We start from the raw sequence: 15,835 nt of genomic DNA, 5'->3' as shown, positions 1-15,835 counted from the left end.
CATGAAACGAAAGTAATAGCGACCCTATTACTAAGTTTCATAACGAAGAGTGAGGGAATTTCAACCATAACTCTTCGGGGTAGGAATATTTTTTGCCGCTATAGCGTTATGGCTGATTTATTTAGAATCACTAAATTTCATCACCCATGCCTTATACCGCCTAAAAAATATTCTCTTCCGCAACCATAGATAAAGTATCAGCTGACCCTGTTTGCACAGGCATATAATACTTTGAATCCCTGTTGATCTGCTTTCACAAGACATTGACCAAAGCTCTGCTCTATCAGAAGTGGATAATTTAGAAAACGATTCGCCACTATCCATAGTTCACCTGAGCTCTTCAGATGCTTTTTCGCCAATTGGCAGAGCTCTTCACTTGCATCGTAATTAGTATGAATGCCTTGATGAAAAGGTGGATTACTTACGATGGCATCTAGATCTTTAGGCGCATCAACAAAACTTGTGACAGGCTGTAGATGTAGCTGTGCTAAGTTCAGATCATTTTTTTGAAAAGTGAACTCAGTAGACCGTAATGCAAATGCATCAACATCAAGTGCAAAAATGTGCTGGTTTGGATTTATTTTGGCTAAATAAGCACTAATAATTCCAGCACCGCAACCAAAGTCGACAATCTTACCTGATTTTACTTGGCTCAGGTAAGGGAGTAATACGGCTGTTCCGACATCTAAATGATCTTGACTAAATACACCCGGTAAAGCACAGATTTTGAGCTGTTCTTGATTAATTTGCACAATATAGTTTTTTAACCAATGGTCAAGTGGTTTGTGTATTTCTCTCTTTTCAATTTTCATGTGCCAAAATTGACAGTGGCGTGCACTATCAATTTTAAAGGCTTTACCATATTGCAGGAGTTGTTTTGCAGCACGTTCAACACCGCCTTTTTTTTCACCCACTAGAAATACGCTTTGACCGAGTGTTAACTGGCTAACCACGACATGAAGAATATAATTCAATAACTCTTTAGATTTGGGAACGAAAATAACAACCTGATCAAAACTTGCTTGTGGAAACTCAACTGAGAAATATGAATTTATACCAGTGCTTTGAAAACCTTGATGATCAGCATAATTCCAAGTCCAGACAGACGCTTGTACTTGGTGAGGTAAATTTTTGGCGAGTTGATCATTGGGCGCATTAATCAGTAAGATTTGCCCATTTAAATAATCTTGTTGTCGTATAACGACTTCACTACGTGGATCCATTTTGATCTCTCATCACAAATAAAGCCCAGTGGTGAAACTGGACAATTACGATGGTTAAAAGACTATTTTTGAGTTTCAGGTAAAACAATATTTAAAATCAACGCTGCAATACCACCCGTTGCAACACCTGAGCTGAAAATGTTTTTGAATAATTCAGGAAGATGTTCAAGGATTTGTGGAACTTGTGCTACACCTAAACCTAATGCAAGAGAAATCGCAATAATCAGCAAAGCGCGGCGGTCAAGATGAATACTTGACAGAATATTGATACCAGATGCAGCCACCGCACCAAACATTACCATTACCGCACCACCTAGCACTGCTTGGGGAACAGCTTGAATGACTGCGGCAACAGCAGGGAAGAGACCTAAAATGATCAATAAGATTGCAATCCAGATCCCGACATAACGACTTGCCACACCAGTGAGTTGAATCACACCATTATTTTGTGCAAACACTGAACTTGGGAAGGTGTTGAAGATACCAGCTAAAAATGAGTTAGCACCATTCACAAGTACACCACCTTTAATGCGTTGCATCCACATTGGGCCATCGACAGGCTGATTTGAAATCTTACTAGTTGCTGTGACATCACCAATCGCTTCGAGTGAAGTGACGAGATAGATGAATGCCATTGGAATGAATAAGCTCCAAGAGAAGCTTAATCCAAAGTGCATCGGCGTAGGAATCTGAATTAATGGTGCATCTTGCAATACGGAAAAGTTTAAATGACCTATAAAGCCTGCAAGAATGTAACCAATCACCAATGCGATTAAAATTGCTGAACTTTTTACCCAAATAATTTGAACACGATTCAATAGAATAATGACTGCCAGTACTGTACAGGACATGATCAGATTGTCTGTATTGGCAAAAGTATGATCTTGCATGGCCATATAACCGCCTCCCATGCTAATCAGACCTTCTTTAATCAGTGTTAAACCAATTAAGAGAACAACGATACCTGTAACTAAAGGGGTAATTAATTGTTTTACCCAAGGTAGAATCCGAGACACGCCCATTTCAATAAATGAACCTGCAATTACGACACCGAAAATAGCAGCCATCACTTGCTCAACAGGCGTACCTGCAGCAACCATAGCACTACCAATACCAATGATTGGACCGATAAAATTAAAACTTGTCCCTTGAACAATGAGCAGTCCTGCACCGAAAGGACCAACTTTTTTACACTGTAAAAAGGTTGCAATTCCTGAGATGATCAGAGACATCGACAGGATCATATTGGTGTCTTCACGAGATACACCAAGCGCTAAGCAATTTAACAATCCTGGAGTAACAATTGGGACTAAAATTGCTAAAAGATGTTGTAAAGCCGCTAAAAATGCGATGAACGGTTTTGGGCGATCATTGAGTCCGTAGACGAGATCAAGTGGCTGTTGGGGCTGAGAATTTGACATGGGAGTATAAGAAAAGCGATAAGCAATAGTGGAATATTCTAATAGAGTTAGCCTACTTTACCAACGATTCTGAAACAGTTCGTCCGAAAAAAAGTTTCATGTCAACAAACTGTCACTACTAAAGTTTAGGATTTTTCTATATAATCTGCCCTCAAATTTTAAGCGTATCGAATTCTATGTCTGATATTAAGAATCTCCGCAATATCGCAATTATTGCGCACGTCGACCACGGTAAAACCACGCTTGTCGATAAATTACTTCAACAATCTGGTGCTTTGGGTGACCGTGCAGGTGAGATTGAGCGTGTCATGGACTCGAATGCGCTTGAAAGTGAACGTGGTATTACCATTCTTGCAAAAAACACTGCAATCAAATGGTTAGATGCACGTACAAACACTGAATACCGCATCAATATTGTAGACACCCCGGGACATGCGGACTTCGGTGGTGAAGTTGAACGTGTAATGTCGATGGTTGACTGCGTATTGCTTCTTGTTGACTCTCAAGAAGGTCCAATGCCACAAACTCGTTTCGTAACGCAAAAAGCGTTTGCGCGTGGGTTGAAGCCAATCGTAATTATCAACAAAGTTGATAAGCCAAGTGCACGTTGTGACTGGGTAATCGATCAAGTATTTGACTTGTTTGATAACTTGGGTGCAACTGATGAACAGTTAGATTTCCCAATCGTTTACGCCTCTGGTTTACGTGGTGTAGCTGGTCCTTCTCCTGAAGAATTAGCGGAAGATATGACACCATTGTTCCAAACGATCGTAGATATCGTAGAACCGCCAGCAGTTGATGTTGATGGTCCATTCCAAATGCAGATTTCATCACTTGACTATAACAGTTTCGTTGGTGTAATCGGTGTGGGTCGTATTCAACGTGGTTCAGTAAAATTAAACACGCAAGTAACTGTAATTGATAAAGAAGGTAAGACACGTAACGGTCGTATCTTAAAAATCATGGGTTACCACGGTTTAGAACGTATTGATGTTGAAGAAGCATCTGCAGGCGATATCGTATGTATCACAGGTATTGATGCACTCAATATTTCTGACACAATTTGTGATCCGAAAGCAGTTGAAGCTTTACCGCCATTGTCTGTAGATGAACCTACAGTTTCGATGACATTCCAAGTAAACAATTCACCGTTTGCTGGTAAAGAAGGTAAATTCGTAACTTCACGTAATATTCGTGAACGTTTAGAGCGTGAGTTGATTCATAACGTAGCATTACGTGTTGAAGATACTGATAGTCCTGACCGTTTCAAAGTTTCTGGTCGTGGTGAACTTCACCTTTCAGTATTGATTGAAACAATGCGTCGTGAAGGCTTTGAGATGGGTGTTTCTCGTCCACAAGTAATCATGAAAGAAATTGATGGTGAGAAGCAAGAACCATACGAAAACGTAACGTTTGATGTTGAAGATCAACATCAAGGTGCTGTAATGGAGCAAATGGGCTTCCGTAAAGGTGAAATGACCAATATGGAAGTTGATGGTAAAGGTCGTATGCGTATTGAAGCGACTGTTCCATCACGTGGTTTAATTGGATTCCGTTCAGAATTCTTAACCATGACTTCTGGTACAGGGATTATGACATCAAGCTTCTCGCATTACGGTCCGGCTAAACAAGGTACTGTTGCGAAACGTCAAAATGGTGTGTTGATTTCAATGGTTCAAGGCGTTTGCTTGGGCTATGCACTGTTCACACTGCAAGACCGTGGTCGCTTATTTGCTAAACCACAGTTAGAAGTTTACGAAGGTATGATCATCGGTATCAACTCTCGTTCAGACGATATGACTGTTAACCCAACTAAAGCGAAACAGTTAACTAACGTACGTGCATCAGGTACTGATGAAGCTTTAACTTTAACACCGGCAATTGAATACACGCTTGAACAAGCACTTGAATTCATTGAAGATGATGAGTTAGTTGAAGTAACACCAAAATCGATTCGTATTCGTAAACGTTACTTAACTGAAAACGAACGTAAGCGTAACCGTGATAAATAATTTTTCTTCACTGAAAAATGAAAAAACCGCTAAATTTATTTAGCGGTTTTTTATTGCATAAATTTCAGGGTAGGGACATGCTTAAACATATATTTTTATTAAAATAAAAAAGTGTTGTTAAAGTGTGAAATAACTTTCTTTTTTTTGTAAAAATATTAAATTATCAACATTATGTGGATCGCTGCAACTGCGTAATAAACAATGCAAAAACAGGATGCAACTAAGTTCAACTCTGGAGAGTTATAAATGAGTATTATTCAAGAATTTAAAGAATTTGCCATCAAAGGCAATATGATGGATCTTGCCATTGGTGTCATCATTGGTGGTGCATTTGGTAAAATAATTGATTCATTGGTGAAAGATATCATCATGCCACTTATTTCAGTTATTACTGGCGGGGGTGTTGATTTTACGCAGAAGTTTATTGTGCTAGGAGACAATCCAAATAATTTACAGTCTTTAGATCAATTAACGAAAGCAGGTGTCAATGTTTTAACCTATGGTAATTTCTTAACCATCTTTATTAATTTCATTATTTTGGCATGGGTTGTGTTTCTTATGGTGAAAGTAATGAATCGTATGCGTAAACAAGAAGAAGCAGCGCCAGCAGCACCAGCGCCTACACCTGAAGATATTCAATTATTACGTGAAATTAGAGACTCTTTGAAAAAATAAGTACTTATTATTTTCATAAAAAACGGCATTTAAAAATGCCGTTTTTTATTGGAAATAGATAATTCCATATTTGGAACGCAAGCTTTTACATGGAAAATTGCAAGATTTGACTTTAAAATATTGTGCATATTTGAATGGAACAGCAATCATGAACCAACTATTTGTCTATGGCACACTTTGCCCAAACCGAGAAAATGCGCATATTTTGGGTGGAATCGGTGGAGATTGGCAAAAAGCATCGGTACACGGCACAATTCATATTTTAGATTGGGGGCCAGACAAAGGTTTACCAGCCTTAGTTTTAGCTGAACAAGATCCATTAATCATGGGATATTTATTCAGCACGGAAAAATTAGAACAAAACTGGCAAATGTTAGATGAGTTTGAAGGATTCCAATATGAGCGAGTTATTGCTGAGGTTATCTTGGAATCTGGAGAAAAAATAGATGCATGGACTTATGTGATGAAACCGCAAGAATTAAAATAACTGAGAAGAGGAGAGAGCTTAAAATAATTAAGCTCAAACTATTATCTTAAGCCATCCATGCGAAATTTCACTTCAATTAAGTGAAAACCAAATTGGCTTTTGATCGGGCCGTGTAAGATTCGTTCTGCTGCTGTAAAAACTAATTTATCAATAACAGGGACTAATTGCCCCTTTTTCACTTCACCGAGTTCGCCTCCACGTTTAGCTGAGTTGCAAGTAGAGTATTGTTTGGCGATTTTGCTAAAATCAGCACCAGACTGAATTCGTTTTTTTAGCTGTTCGGCTAAGTCTTTATCTTTGACGAGAATATGTCGAACAATTGCAGTTTGCATAAGGTTGTTCTCCTTGATTGTATCTTAAATGATCTATACTTTGCTTGGTTTCAAAGGCTGGCATTGTGGACAAAATACACTAGCGCGTTGACCTAACTTTAAGTTTTCTAATGTAGTTTCACAATTAACACACATTTCACCTGCGCGACCATAAGCTAAAAGGGTCTGCTGAAAATAGCCATTTTCACCCATGGCATTACTATAATCACGTAAAGTTGAACCACCTAAATCAATTGCTTGTTTTAAGATGCGTTTTACTTCGATGACTAACTTTTCCACTTGTGCTTTGCTCAGCGTCGAAGCAGGTTGTGCAGGATGAACCCCGATGTTGAATAAACTTTCAGTTGCATAAATATTGCCCACACCAACCACTACATGGTTATCCATTAAAGCAATTTTGATGCCGACATTTTTTTTAGCTAATTTTTCATGCAAATATGTTGGATTAAAATCTTCAGTTAATGGTTCTGGGCCTAGCGTATCAATCAATTTACTTTGATTGGTTTCATCTAACCACAGGATACACCCAAAGCGCCGTGGGTCATGGTAGCGGAGTTGTTGATCTTCAAATTCGATTACAAGATGATCATGCTTTTTTAATTCATCACTGGATTGACATAGGCGAAAGCTTCCTGACATACCTAAGTGCCAAAGCATTTGATCTTGTTCGAATTCAGCCAAAATATATTTGGAACGACGTTTGAGTTGAATTAAACGTTGACCAATTAATTTTTCAAGATCATCAGGGATAGGCCAGCGCAAACTAGGATTGTGTACTCTTACAGCTTGTACACGTTGCTCTAAAAGCGGCAGTAAACTGGTTTTTGTGGTTTCAACTTCAGGAAGTTCGGGCATAGTGAGCTCAAGTTGTTTCAACAACAATACAATGAGGGCAAATGTTTAACTTACAATTATGACGATATTTAATTTGATTAGCTAATCATCATTAAAATTGATTTTTGGTTTTTTTAGCTAAGGTTAAAGATCTAATCTAATTATAAAATAATGAAATACTTACTTTAAAAAGCTTGCCTTTAAATTCTGTGAAACAAGGAATTTTCATACTGAACCGTACCGACGTTTACGGAGATCGCTTATCCTGCACAAGGTGGAGCAAGTAGCTTAGATTTAAAACCCTCTAAAAGTGATAATTATGAGCTAGGCTTAAAATCATCAAATGTATTTGGTGATTTTAATTTGGCAACATTCTATATTCAGACCAAAGACGATATTGTCGCTGCAGAAAATATAGGTGGGCGAGCAACCTTTTGTAATGCTGAAAAGACTTTACGTAAGGGCGTTGAATTTGCATGGAATAAAAAGTTTTGGAAAGATTTAGTTCTTAATGCAAGTTATGCCTATTTAGATGCAACTTTTGACTCTACAGTACCCACGATTGGAAAAGTTGCTCAAATCCCTGAAGGCAATGCCATTCCTGGCATTGCAAAGAACCAAGCTTTCATTGGTTTTTCTTGGAAACCAGAACAGGGTTTTTATGCTGGATTCGATACCCAATTCATGGATAAAGTTTATGTGAATGATATGAATGGTGATGCAGCAGAGAGTTATACAATCACATCGGCTTATACAGGATATATATTTCGCTATACGGATTGGAGTTTAAATGGATTTACCCGTATAGATAATTTATTTAATAAAAAATATATCGGTTCAGTGATTGTGAATGAAGGAAATAATCGTTTCTTTGAACCTGCGGATGGACGAAATTGGAGTGCTGGGATTAAGTTAAGCAAACAATTTTAAATAAAAAGCAGCACTCTTTAGGGTGGGAGTGCTGCTGAATTGATTATTAGTTCTTTGTTTTTACTGAAGCTGCTTTTTTTGCAGCAATTGCTTCTTCAACTTTAGCCAACGATTCCTTCGCATTTGGATAGTTAGCTGCTGCTAAGCGAGCAAAAATATTTTTTGCCTGCTCTAAATCTTGGTCAACAATACCTCCATTTGCTAACATATTACCGAGAACCATTAAAGATGGTGCATAACCTTTTTTAGCTAAATCTTTGATGCTATCAATCGCCTGTGATTGCATAACAGGATTTTTATTTTTAACGCCAACACTCAAATCGTAGATTGTCTTGAGATGTTTTGCTGGATAATAATCTTTCCGTAGCAATGGTAATAGTTTCTGAACAGCGATCTGATCGTATTCAGGTTTGCCTTGCTCAAATAAAATTTTTGCAGTTTCAACAATGGCTTCATCAGAGCCTTGTTTCGACGCTTTATCTAAATACTCTTTATATTTTTGATTATTTTTAGTGATGCCCAAATCACCTTTATGATAAGCCTGTGCTAATGTATAACTGGCTTGAGCAAAGCCTTTATTTGATGCATCTTGATAATGTTGTACGGCTTTCTTTTCATCCTTTACTGTGCCTTGACCAACTTGAGTCATATAACCTAGGTTATAAATTGCTTGGGCATTACCTGTATCAGCGAGACGTTGCATTTCTTGAAATGCAGCAGGGTAGTTTTTTGCTTCGTATAGTTTAGTTGCTTGAGCAAATGCATCTGGTTTTGCAGTTATTTTACTATCAGCCGCAAATGTTGAATGACTTGTAACAAGAATTAAGCTGGCAATCAGCAACTTTTTCATTTTATTTATTCCTTTCACAGATATCTGCTTTAATCCATTACATGGCAGTTTTTAATGCCTTCATCATAAAAGTTTGGTGTGAAATGTAAATATAGATTTTGTATAAATCTTGCTTAATTAATTTATTTTAATTTTTATATTATTTAATATAAATCAGAATCTTATGTTGTAAGTGGTGGCTTGCCAGTCAACTGAAAAGCCACCACTTAATCAGATACTATTTTTTAGTTTGTGCTTCTAATAAAAGTTGTTCAATTTGTTGAGCATTTTGTGGTAAGCCTGCGACTCTAGTGCCATTTTCAAGGAAGATTGTAGGTGTCCCACTAATTTCTAGATTTTGTCCTAAAGCAATATTTTTCTGTACAGGTGTTTCACATGTACCTGAATTTTGGGCTAGCTTACGATGTAGCATGTAATCTTCCCAAGCCTCGTATTGGTTTTTTGCACACCAAATTTTATTTGCTGCAGTTTCAGCTTGTGGATGCAGTTTCTTAAGTGGGAATAAAAAAATGTAGACCGTTACATTATCGATAGAGATCATGTATTGTTCAAGTTTTTGACAATATGGGCAATCGGGATCAGTAAAGACATATAAAGTACGTTCGCCTTTACCTTTAATGTGCTTAATCGCTTGCTTGAGAGGAAGTTGTTTTACATCAATTTTACTCAGTTCAGAAATACGATCTTCTGTTAGGTTTTTCTGATTTTTTACATCGAGTAAATTGCCAAAGAAAAGATATTTAGCATTTTCATCTGTATAGATAATCTTGCCAGACACATAGACTTCATAAATTCCATTTAATGGAGATGAGGTGACTGAAGTAACGGGGATATCTGGATAATTTTGTTTAAAGTTTTGTTCTAAGGTTTTGCTATCAGCATGTGTTATTTGTAAGCTTAATAGACTCAGTGATAAGGCTGATAGCCAAGTTTTGATGGTTATTTTCATTTGACAGAGATATTGTTGAGAATAGTCGAACAATAGCGCTCATTTATATTTTCGACAAGAAGTGAAATCAGAATTTATTTTAAATATGGTCGTATTGCCAATTGCAGTAATTCAATCAGCTCGGGATCCATATAGTGATATTCATCTGGTATATCGAGCACGAACACTTTCTTATGTGGTAGCTGTTTGAAAAATTGTTCTTTAATCTGTTGTTTGTGTCGAGATTCCATCACAAAAATTTGTTCAGCCCATAGAATATCTTTGATTGAAATCGTATGTTTAGCATTGCGACTGGTTCCTGCTGAACGGGTATGTAGACCATACCCGTTTGCGAAAATACGTTCGGCTGTTGGACTGCGCCATTGATTGCGACTGCAAATAAAGAGAGTATTCAATTCAGTACCAAATTAATGATTAGTGTTATTAATAAAATCTTCTAAACTTTCGAGTTCAGGTACTCCCACAATTCTATGACCTTTAGAATTAAATATCGTTGGTGTCAAATTAATCCGATATTTTTTAGTCATTATCATATTTTGATCTATAGGCTGATCACATGAATTATTTCTTTGATTAGGTTTATCGCCATCTAATAAATAGGTTTTCCATGCTTTAATCGGATCTTTTGAGCACCAAATATTCTTAGATGTTTCAATCGCTGAGGGGTGTAGATGTGTTAAACCCATAGGGAATGTATAGATCGTTATGTTATCCACCTCTTCAAGAATACCTTGTAAGGCCTGACAAGCAGGACAATCTGGATCGGCAAAAACATATAAAACTCTTTCACCATTTCCTTTGATCTCTTTTAATGCATTTGCAGTGGGTAGTTGTTTGGGGTTAATTGCATAATGCTTTTGATAGTTGAAGTCCGCTATGTTGTGCATATTTTCAAGATCAATAATGTCTCCAGAAATTAAATATCGACCAGAATCATCTATCCATATAGAGCCTCTGATGTTTGAAAGAGTATAAAGATTTGGAATAGGTGTTTTATCTATAAATTCTGGTTTTAATTCATTAGGGAGGCTTTGGATTCTTTGATTAATTTTTTCTGTGTTAGCAAAACTAGATTGCATATTAAATAAAGCGGTAGACATTGTAATCATAAAAAGTAATGTAGACTTGAGCACAGCTAATTCCGATAAATTGAATAAAATAAAAAAGTATTTGTTTTAAATAAGAGTATATGCTTAATTTTAATTAAAGGATCTTATTTATAATTAAAAAGCCCTAGTAAAAGGGCTTTTGTTTAAAATGATTATTGTGGTCGTGCTACATCACCATTTAATACTTCAGGTAAATCTAAAACCTTTACACCAAGTTCTTCTAAAGCTGCTGGTTTTGCAATTACAAGTGCGATATAGCCATCTTCAAATGCAGCACTATTCACAATCTCAACATCTTTACTTAGCTGGCTAGCAGGAGAAGGAACAGTATCTTTGGCTTGGATTAAATGTAACCAATGTTTGGGTTTTGCTTTAAACCATAGACGTGCCACAATTTCCTGACCTAAATAACAGCCTTTATCAAAATGTACACCATCACGTTGATGCAAACGTAGTTCTTGTGGTTGAAATAGGTGTTCTGTACTTTGACTAATCCATGCTTGACCTGACTGAATCGCTTGAATTTGCCAACCATCGATGTCTGTCTCTACAGAAGAAAATTCAGTCTGAATGCCATTTAATGAAGGAAAAACAGATCCTATTTCTTCTAATTTCATTTTTGAAAAAGCACCAAACTTTTTAATGTGTTTGGAAAACTCTTCGGCTTGATCTTGGGTGGTTACAAGTTCAAAACTTTCTGGATTTAATCTTTTAATCCATAGCCCAAAATGAATACGTCCTTTTAAGTCACAAATAGCGGTATAGCGATTTTCATTTTCAGGGAGACGTTCTACATGAATAGTCACTTGACCCTGTAGAAATTTTTGCGCATCTACACCATTTAAGCTAAAAGCAGTAAAAGCAAGCTGACTCATAGATTAATCCTAAAGCTGCGTTCTTATCACTAAATATGGAGTGCTATTTTGCGCCATTTTTTACAAAAAAGCAGCTTTAGATTCTAGATATTCGGGTTCAATTGAGCGATTGAAGGAATAGTATTTCATCACTAAATCGCTATGATAGATGCACGAGTTAAAAATAACTTAGTCGGAGAATAATAATGAGCGGAACAGTACAACTACATCATGTATTTAATGCACCACCAGCTCGTGTTTTTAAAGCCTTTCTCGATCCAGATGCCTTGGTAAAGTGGATGCCACCTCATGGATTTACCGCCAAAATCCATCACTTAGACCCGCAAGAGGGTGGAGCATACAAAATGTCATTTACTAACTTTTCAACTGGACAAATTCATTCATTTGGAGGGACGTACATTGAGCTTATTCCGAATGAATTATTACGCTATACCGATAAGTTCGATGATCCTAATTTACTAGGTGAAATTCAGGTCACAATAAAATTAAAATCGGTGTCAGTAGGAACCGAAGTGCATATTATTCAAGAGGGAATACCTGATATTATTCCTATTGAAGCGTGTTATTTAGGTTGGCAGGAATCTCTTTATTTATTGGGGTTACTGATTCAAGCTGAAATTCCAAATGAATAACAACTCTTTAGCTTAATTCAAACTAGCTAAATTTTTAATATTTAATCATATTGGGGAATATTATGTCTGAAGAAATTCTTGAACATAGAGAACAATTAGCTCGTATTGCCATGCGCGAAGCTTTAGAAAATCAACAAGCAGAAGATAGTGTGGAGTTATTTATTCAACATCATCTTGAAGAAGTTGAACCTGAATATTGGGAAAAATATTTTGACACATCAAAACCTAATTTATTGCAAATTTTAGGGTTACTGGTATTAGATTCACGATGGGATGATGGTGATCTGGAAAGTTATGAAATTTTAGATTTCACCTTACCAGATGAGATCACAAATTACGTTATCTGCGTTAGTTTTGATTCAAAAGGGCAGGTTGTTGATATTTCAATGGAAAGCTGAAAAAATTGTGAGATGTGGGGTAGGCTGATGTGAAAATTGAGATTAAACGTATTTATGATCTTTTAGAAGCGACTGATGGACAGCGTATATTAGTAGATCGATTATGGCCAATGGGAATATCGAAACAGCAGGCACATTTAGATTTATGGCTTAAAGATATTGCCCCCTCAGCTGAATTGAGAAAAGCGTTTTGTCATAAGGTTGGACATTTGCTGAGTTTTCAGGAAGGGTATTATGGAGAGCTTAAAGAAAACCCTTATGTAAATCAGCTTAGAGACATGGCACAGCAACAGCAAGTAACACTCATTTACGCAGCTAAAGATCCTAAGTTTAATCATGCCCTAGTACTTAAAAATTACTTAATTGGATAAGCTATTCAAGCTTAAATTTTGAAAAAATGCATCTATCGATCATAATAGTGGTTTTGAGATGTTTTTATGTCTTTCCCACACTGCCCAAAATGCCAATCAGAATATACTTACCAAGATGGCGACTTATTGATCTGCCCTGAATGTTCACATGAATGGAAAGAAGGGGAGACATCTGCTTCAGAACAACAAGAGATTATTAAAGATGCTAACGGTAATATTTTAGTTGATGGTGATAGCGTCACTGTCATAAAGGATTTAAAAATCAAAGGCTCATCATCTGTAGTTAAAGTTGGAACGAAAGTGAAAAGTATCCGTTTATTACTCGATGCGAATGATGGACATAATATTGATTGTAAAATCGATGGGATCGGTGCAATGAAATTGAAATCTGAGTTTGTAAAAAAGATTTAGTTCAAATCATTTAAGGGGGTATGTCAGTGCCCCTTTGCGACTAAAAAACTTACCAAAAGTGAACAATAAATCATTTTCTATTGGTATAAAAAATAATCTATAAATAAAGCTATAACAATCAAAACAACTCAAATAAAAGAGGTATTTATGGCAGGATGGTTTGAGGTAAATCAAGCAAGTGATGGTCAATATCGTTTTGTACTTAAGGCTGGGAATGGTGAAGCTATTTTGAATAGTGAACTTTACAAAACCAAAGCATCCGCTTTAAATGGGATTGCATCCGTTCAAAAAAATAGTTCAGATGAAGCGCGCTATGAAAAACTAACCTCAAAAAATGATAAAGCTTATTTTAATTTAAAGGCGGCTAATCATCAGGTGATTGGTACAAGTCAGCTTTATGCAACTGAACAATCTCGTGATAAAGGGATAGAATCTGTTAAAAATAACGGCTCTTCAGAAACAATCAAAGATCTAACAGCTTAAGCTTTCAATAAAAAAGCCGTTTATTATTAAACGGCTTTTTTATTACTAGGATAAAGATTAGCCTACAAGTTTAGCTAAGAGTTCATCTTTACCTAAATTGCTTGCTTCAAGATCGCGACGACCTTTGTACTCAAAAGTGCCTGCATCAAGACCTTTTTCACCGATGACAATACGATGAGGAATACCCATTAATTCAAGATCAGAGAATTTTACTCCTGGGCGTTCATTACGATCATCAAGCAATACATCATAGCCTTGAGCCTGTAATTCAGCATAAAGCGCTTCAGCTGCTTCAAGGGTGCGAGGTGATTTATGCGCATTCATTGGCACAATCGCAATGTCGAATGGAGCAATCGCTTGAGGCCAAATAATTCCTTTGTCATCAAAATTTTGTTCAATTGCCGCTGCAACTACACGTGTTACACCAATTCCATAACATCCCATTGTAACAGTGAATGGTTTGCCATCTTCACCGAGTACTTTACACCCTAAAGCTTCTGAGTATTTTGTACCGAGTTGGAAAATATGACCGACTTCAATACCACGTTTGATTTGAAGTGTACCTTTACCATCTGGAGAAGGGTCGCCTTCAACAACATTACGTAAATCATAAACTTCGGTGAATTTTGCATCACGCTCCCAGTTCACACCTGTCGCATGTTTATCGACTTCATTTGCACCAGCAACAAAGTCAGATAATACGGATGCAGCACGATCCACAATCACGGTTAAGCCTTTTTCAACTAAACCTTGTGGACCGCAGAAACCTGCTGTTAAACCGTGTTGTTCTAATTGTGCTTCAGTTGCAAATGCTAAAGGTGCAGCAATTAAAGGATGCTTTTCAGCTTTAATATCATTTAATTCGTGATCACCACGTAAGAATAGAGCAACAACTGGTGTATTGCCAATTTCATCTGTTTGACCTTGTACAAGTAAAGCTTTTACAGATAGTTTTGCATCACTGTTTAAAAATTTGCAAACATCGGCAATTGTTTTCTGATTTGGTGTATCGACTAAGGTCATTGTTTGAGCAGGCGCAGCACGCTCACCGACTAACAATGCTTCTGCCATTTCAACGTTAGCGGCATAATCAGATTCAGTGGAAAATGCGATATCATCTTCGCCACTTGCAGCAAGTACATGAAACTCGTGTGAAGCAGAACCACCAATAGAACCTGTGTCTGCCTGTACTGGACGAAAATCTAGCCCAAGGCGTGTAAAAATACGGCTATAGGTGTCATACATGACATCATAGGTTTCTTGTAGCGATGCTTGAGTTGCATGGAAAGAATAAGCATCTTTCATAATAAATTCACGAGATCGCATTACACCGAAACGTGGACGAATTTCATCACGGAATTTAGTCTGGATTTGATAGAAATTTACCGGTAATTGCTTATAACTTTTCAGCTCATTACGTGCCAAATCTGTAATGACTTCTTCATGAGTAGGACCAAGCACGAATGGATTATCATGACGATCTTTGAAACGAAGTAATTCTGGACCGTATTGTTCAAAACGACCAGATTCTTCCCAAAGCGCAGCAGGTTGAGTGACAGGCATAAATACTTCTAATGCGCCTGAACGGTTCATTTCTTCGCGAACAATCGCATCTACTTTCTTTAAAACACGTGTTCCCATGGGCAACCAAGAGTATAAACCAGAAGCTAATTTACGAATCATCCCCGCACGTAACATGAGCTGGTGCGAAATGACTTCAGCATCATTTGGGGTTTCTCTTAACGTTGCAAATAAAAAGCGGCTTGCGCGCATGGAAACTGTCCTAAAGTTAAGTGTTATTTAGAAATACTCAAACGAGCAAAATCATCTACTCAGTTTTAAG

The 15,835-nt window shown here is 37.0% G+C and carries 18 protein-coding genes and 1 pseudogene; 9 read left to right on the top strand and 10 right to left on the bottom strand.

Going from position 1 to position 15,835, the window contains the following annotated elements:
• Nucleotides 1-197: 197 nt before the first annotated feature.
• The gene (locus tag ACN19N_RS12190; protein WP_420001419.1) at nt 198-1,223 is read right to left on the bottom strand and encodes a methyltransferase; all 1,026 of its coding nucleotides are present in this window, start codon (nt 1,221-1,223) and stop codon (nt 198-200) included.
• A gap of 62 nt (nt 1,224-1,285) precedes the next feature.
• A complete protein-coding gene (locus tag ACN19N_RS12185; protein WP_420001418.1) occupies nt 1,286-2,644 on the bottom strand; it encodes a uracil-xanthine permease family protein in 1,359 nt (452 codons plus the stop codon).
• Between the two features lie 176 nt (nt 2,645-2,820).
• On the opposite strand from ACN19N_RS12185, the gene typA reads away from it, so the two are divergent.
• From typA to ACN19N_RS12170, 3 genes are all read left to right on the top strand, one after another.
• The gene (gene typA / locus ACN19N_RS12180) at nt 2,821-4,656 is read left to right on the top strand and encodes a translational GTPase TypA (RefSeq protein ID WP_241334970.1); all 1,836 of its coding nucleotides are present in this window, start codon (nt 2,821-2,823) and stop codon (nt 4,654-4,656) included.
• Nucleotides 4,657-4,902: 246 nt separating this feature from the next.
• Entirely contained in the window at nt 4,903-5,331 is a 429-nt protein-coding gene (mscL, locus tag ACN19N_RS12175) for a large conductance mechanosensitive channel protein MscL (protein WP_269228596.1), read from the top strand.
• Nucleotides 5,332-5,479: 148 nt separating this feature from the next.
• Nucleotides 5,480-5,818, top strand: a complete 339-nt coding sequence (locus ACN19N_RS12170; RefSeq protein ID WP_269238410.1) for a gamma-glutamylcyclotransferase family protein — start codon at nt 5,480-5,482, stop codon at nt 5,816-5,818.
• 41 nt (nt 5,819-5,859) lie between these two features.
• Here ACN19N_RS12170 and ACN19N_RS12165 read toward each other — a convergent pair whose 3' ends face one another.
• Together ACN19N_RS12165 and mutM are read right to left on the bottom strand one after the other, a co-directional pair.
• On the bottom strand, nt 5,860-6,150 hold the full coding sequence (locus ACN19N_RS12165) for a peptidylprolyl isomerase (protein ID WP_004664683.1): 291 nt from the start codon (nt 6,148-6,150) through the stop codon (nt 5,860-5,862).
• Nucleotides 6,151-6,183: 33 nt separating this feature from the next.
• Nucleotides 6,184-7,005: a bifunctional DNA-formamidopyrimidine glycosylase/DNA-(apurinic or apyrimidinic site) lyase gene (gene mutM / locus ACN19N_RS12160; RefSeq protein ID WP_420001417.1), complete on the bottom strand. Its 822-nt coding sequence runs from the start codon at nt 7,003-7,005 to the stop codon at nt 6,184-6,186.
• A gap of 219 nt (nt 7,006-7,224) precedes the next feature.
• On the opposite strand from mutM, the pseudogene ACN19N_RS12155 reads away from it, so the two are divergent.
• A pseudogene (locus tag ACN19N_RS12155) lies at nt 7,225-7,914 on the top strand (TonB-dependent receptor domain-containing protein); the annotation flags it as partial.
• A gap of 46 nt (nt 7,915-7,960) precedes the next feature.
• Here ACN19N_RS12155 and ACN19N_RS12150 read toward each other — a convergent pair.
• From ACN19N_RS12150 to ACN19N_RS12130, 5 genes are all read right to left on the bottom strand, one after another.
• Nucleotides 7,961-8,764 carry a tetratricopeptide repeat protein gene (locus ACN19N_RS12150; protein WP_269238408.1) on the bottom strand — a complete coding sequence of 268 codons (804 nt, stop codon included), beginning with the start codon at nt 8,762-8,764 and terminating at the stop codon, nt 7,961-7,963.
• A 217-nt stretch (nt 8,765-8,981) separates the two neighbouring features.
• On the bottom strand, nt 8,982-9,713 hold the full coding sequence (locus ACN19N_RS12145; protein ID WP_420001416.1) for a DsbC family protein: 732 nt from the start codon (nt 9,711-9,713) through the stop codon (nt 8,982-8,984).
• Nucleotides 9,714-9,787: 74 nt separating this feature from the next.
• Complete coding sequence (locus ACN19N_RS12140) at nt 9,788-10,108, bottom strand: low molecular weight protein tyrosine phosphatase family protein (protein ID WP_269238406.1); 321 nt, start codon at nt 10,106-10,108, stop codon at nt 9,788-9,790.
• A 12-nt stretch (nt 10,109-10,120) separates the two neighbouring features.
• Complete coding sequence (locus tag ACN19N_RS12135) at nt 10,121-10,813, bottom strand: DsbC family protein (RefSeq protein ID WP_420001415.1); 693 nt, start codon at nt 10,811-10,813, stop codon at nt 10,121-10,123.
• 161 nt (nt 10,814-10,974) lie between these two features.
• Complete coding sequence (locus tag ACN19N_RS12130) at nt 10,975-11,697, bottom strand: YgfZ/GcvT domain-containing protein (RefSeq protein ID WP_420001414.1); 723 nt, start codon at nt 11,695-11,697, stop codon at nt 10,975-10,977.
• A 185-nt stretch (nt 11,698-11,882) separates the two neighbouring features.
• Between ACN19N_RS12130 and ACN19N_RS12125 the strand changes: the two genes are divergently transcribed.
• The 5 genes from ACN19N_RS12125 to ACN19N_RS12105 all read left to right on the top strand — a co-directional run bounded on the left by ACN19N_RS12125 (nt 11,883) and on the right by ACN19N_RS12105 (nt 13,992).
• Nucleotides 11,883-12,329 (top strand): SRPBCC family protein, encoded by a 447-nt coding sequence (locus ACN19N_RS12125; RefSeq protein WP_420001413.1) that lies wholly within the window; start codon nt 11,883-11,885, stop codon nt 12,327-12,329.
• A 62-nt stretch (nt 12,330-12,391) separates the two neighbouring features.
• Complete coding sequence (locus ACN19N_RS12120) at nt 12,392-12,727, top strand: hypothetical protein (RefSeq protein WP_420001412.1); 336 nt, start codon at nt 12,392-12,394, stop codon at nt 12,725-12,727.
• A gap of 29 nt (nt 12,728-12,756) precedes the next feature.
• The gene (locus ACN19N_RS12115; RefSeq protein ID WP_420001411.1) at nt 12,757-13,098 is read left to right on the top strand and encodes a DUF488 domain-containing protein; all 342 of its coding nucleotides are present in this window, start codon (nt 12,757-12,759) and stop codon (nt 13,096-13,098) included.
• 66 nt (nt 13,099-13,164) lie between these two features.
• Nucleotides 13,165-13,509, top strand: a complete 345-nt coding sequence (locus ACN19N_RS12110; protein ID WP_420001410.1) for a zinc ribbon domain-containing protein YjdM — start codon at nt 13,165-13,167, stop codon at nt 13,507-13,509.
• A gap of 147 nt (nt 13,510-13,656) precedes the next feature.
• Nucleotides 13,657-13,992: a YegP family protein gene (locus ACN19N_RS12105; protein ID WP_269228585.1), complete on the top strand. Its 336-nt coding sequence runs from the start codon at nt 13,657-13,659 to the stop codon at nt 13,990-13,992.
• A 57-nt stretch (nt 13,993-14,049) separates the two neighbouring features.
• Here the strand turns inward: ACN19N_RS12105 and ACN19N_RS12100 are convergent, their stop codons facing one another.
• Nucleotides 14,050-15,765: a proline--tRNA ligase gene (locus tag ACN19N_RS12100; RefSeq protein WP_269238403.1), complete on the bottom strand. Its 1,716-nt coding sequence runs from the start codon at nt 15,763-15,765 to the stop codon at nt 14,050-14,052.
• Nucleotides 15,766-15,835: the final 70 nt, after the last annotated feature.

This window comes from Acinetobacter sp. LF10, from assembly GCF_048585715.1.
In the GTDB taxonomy this organism is placed as follows: domain Bacteria; phylum Pseudomonadota; class Gammaproteobacteria; order Pseudomonadales; family Moraxellaceae; genus Acinetobacter.
The sequence above is the reverse complement of the archived record's forward strand: the minus strand, read 5'-3'. Positions and strand labels throughout refer to the sequence as shown.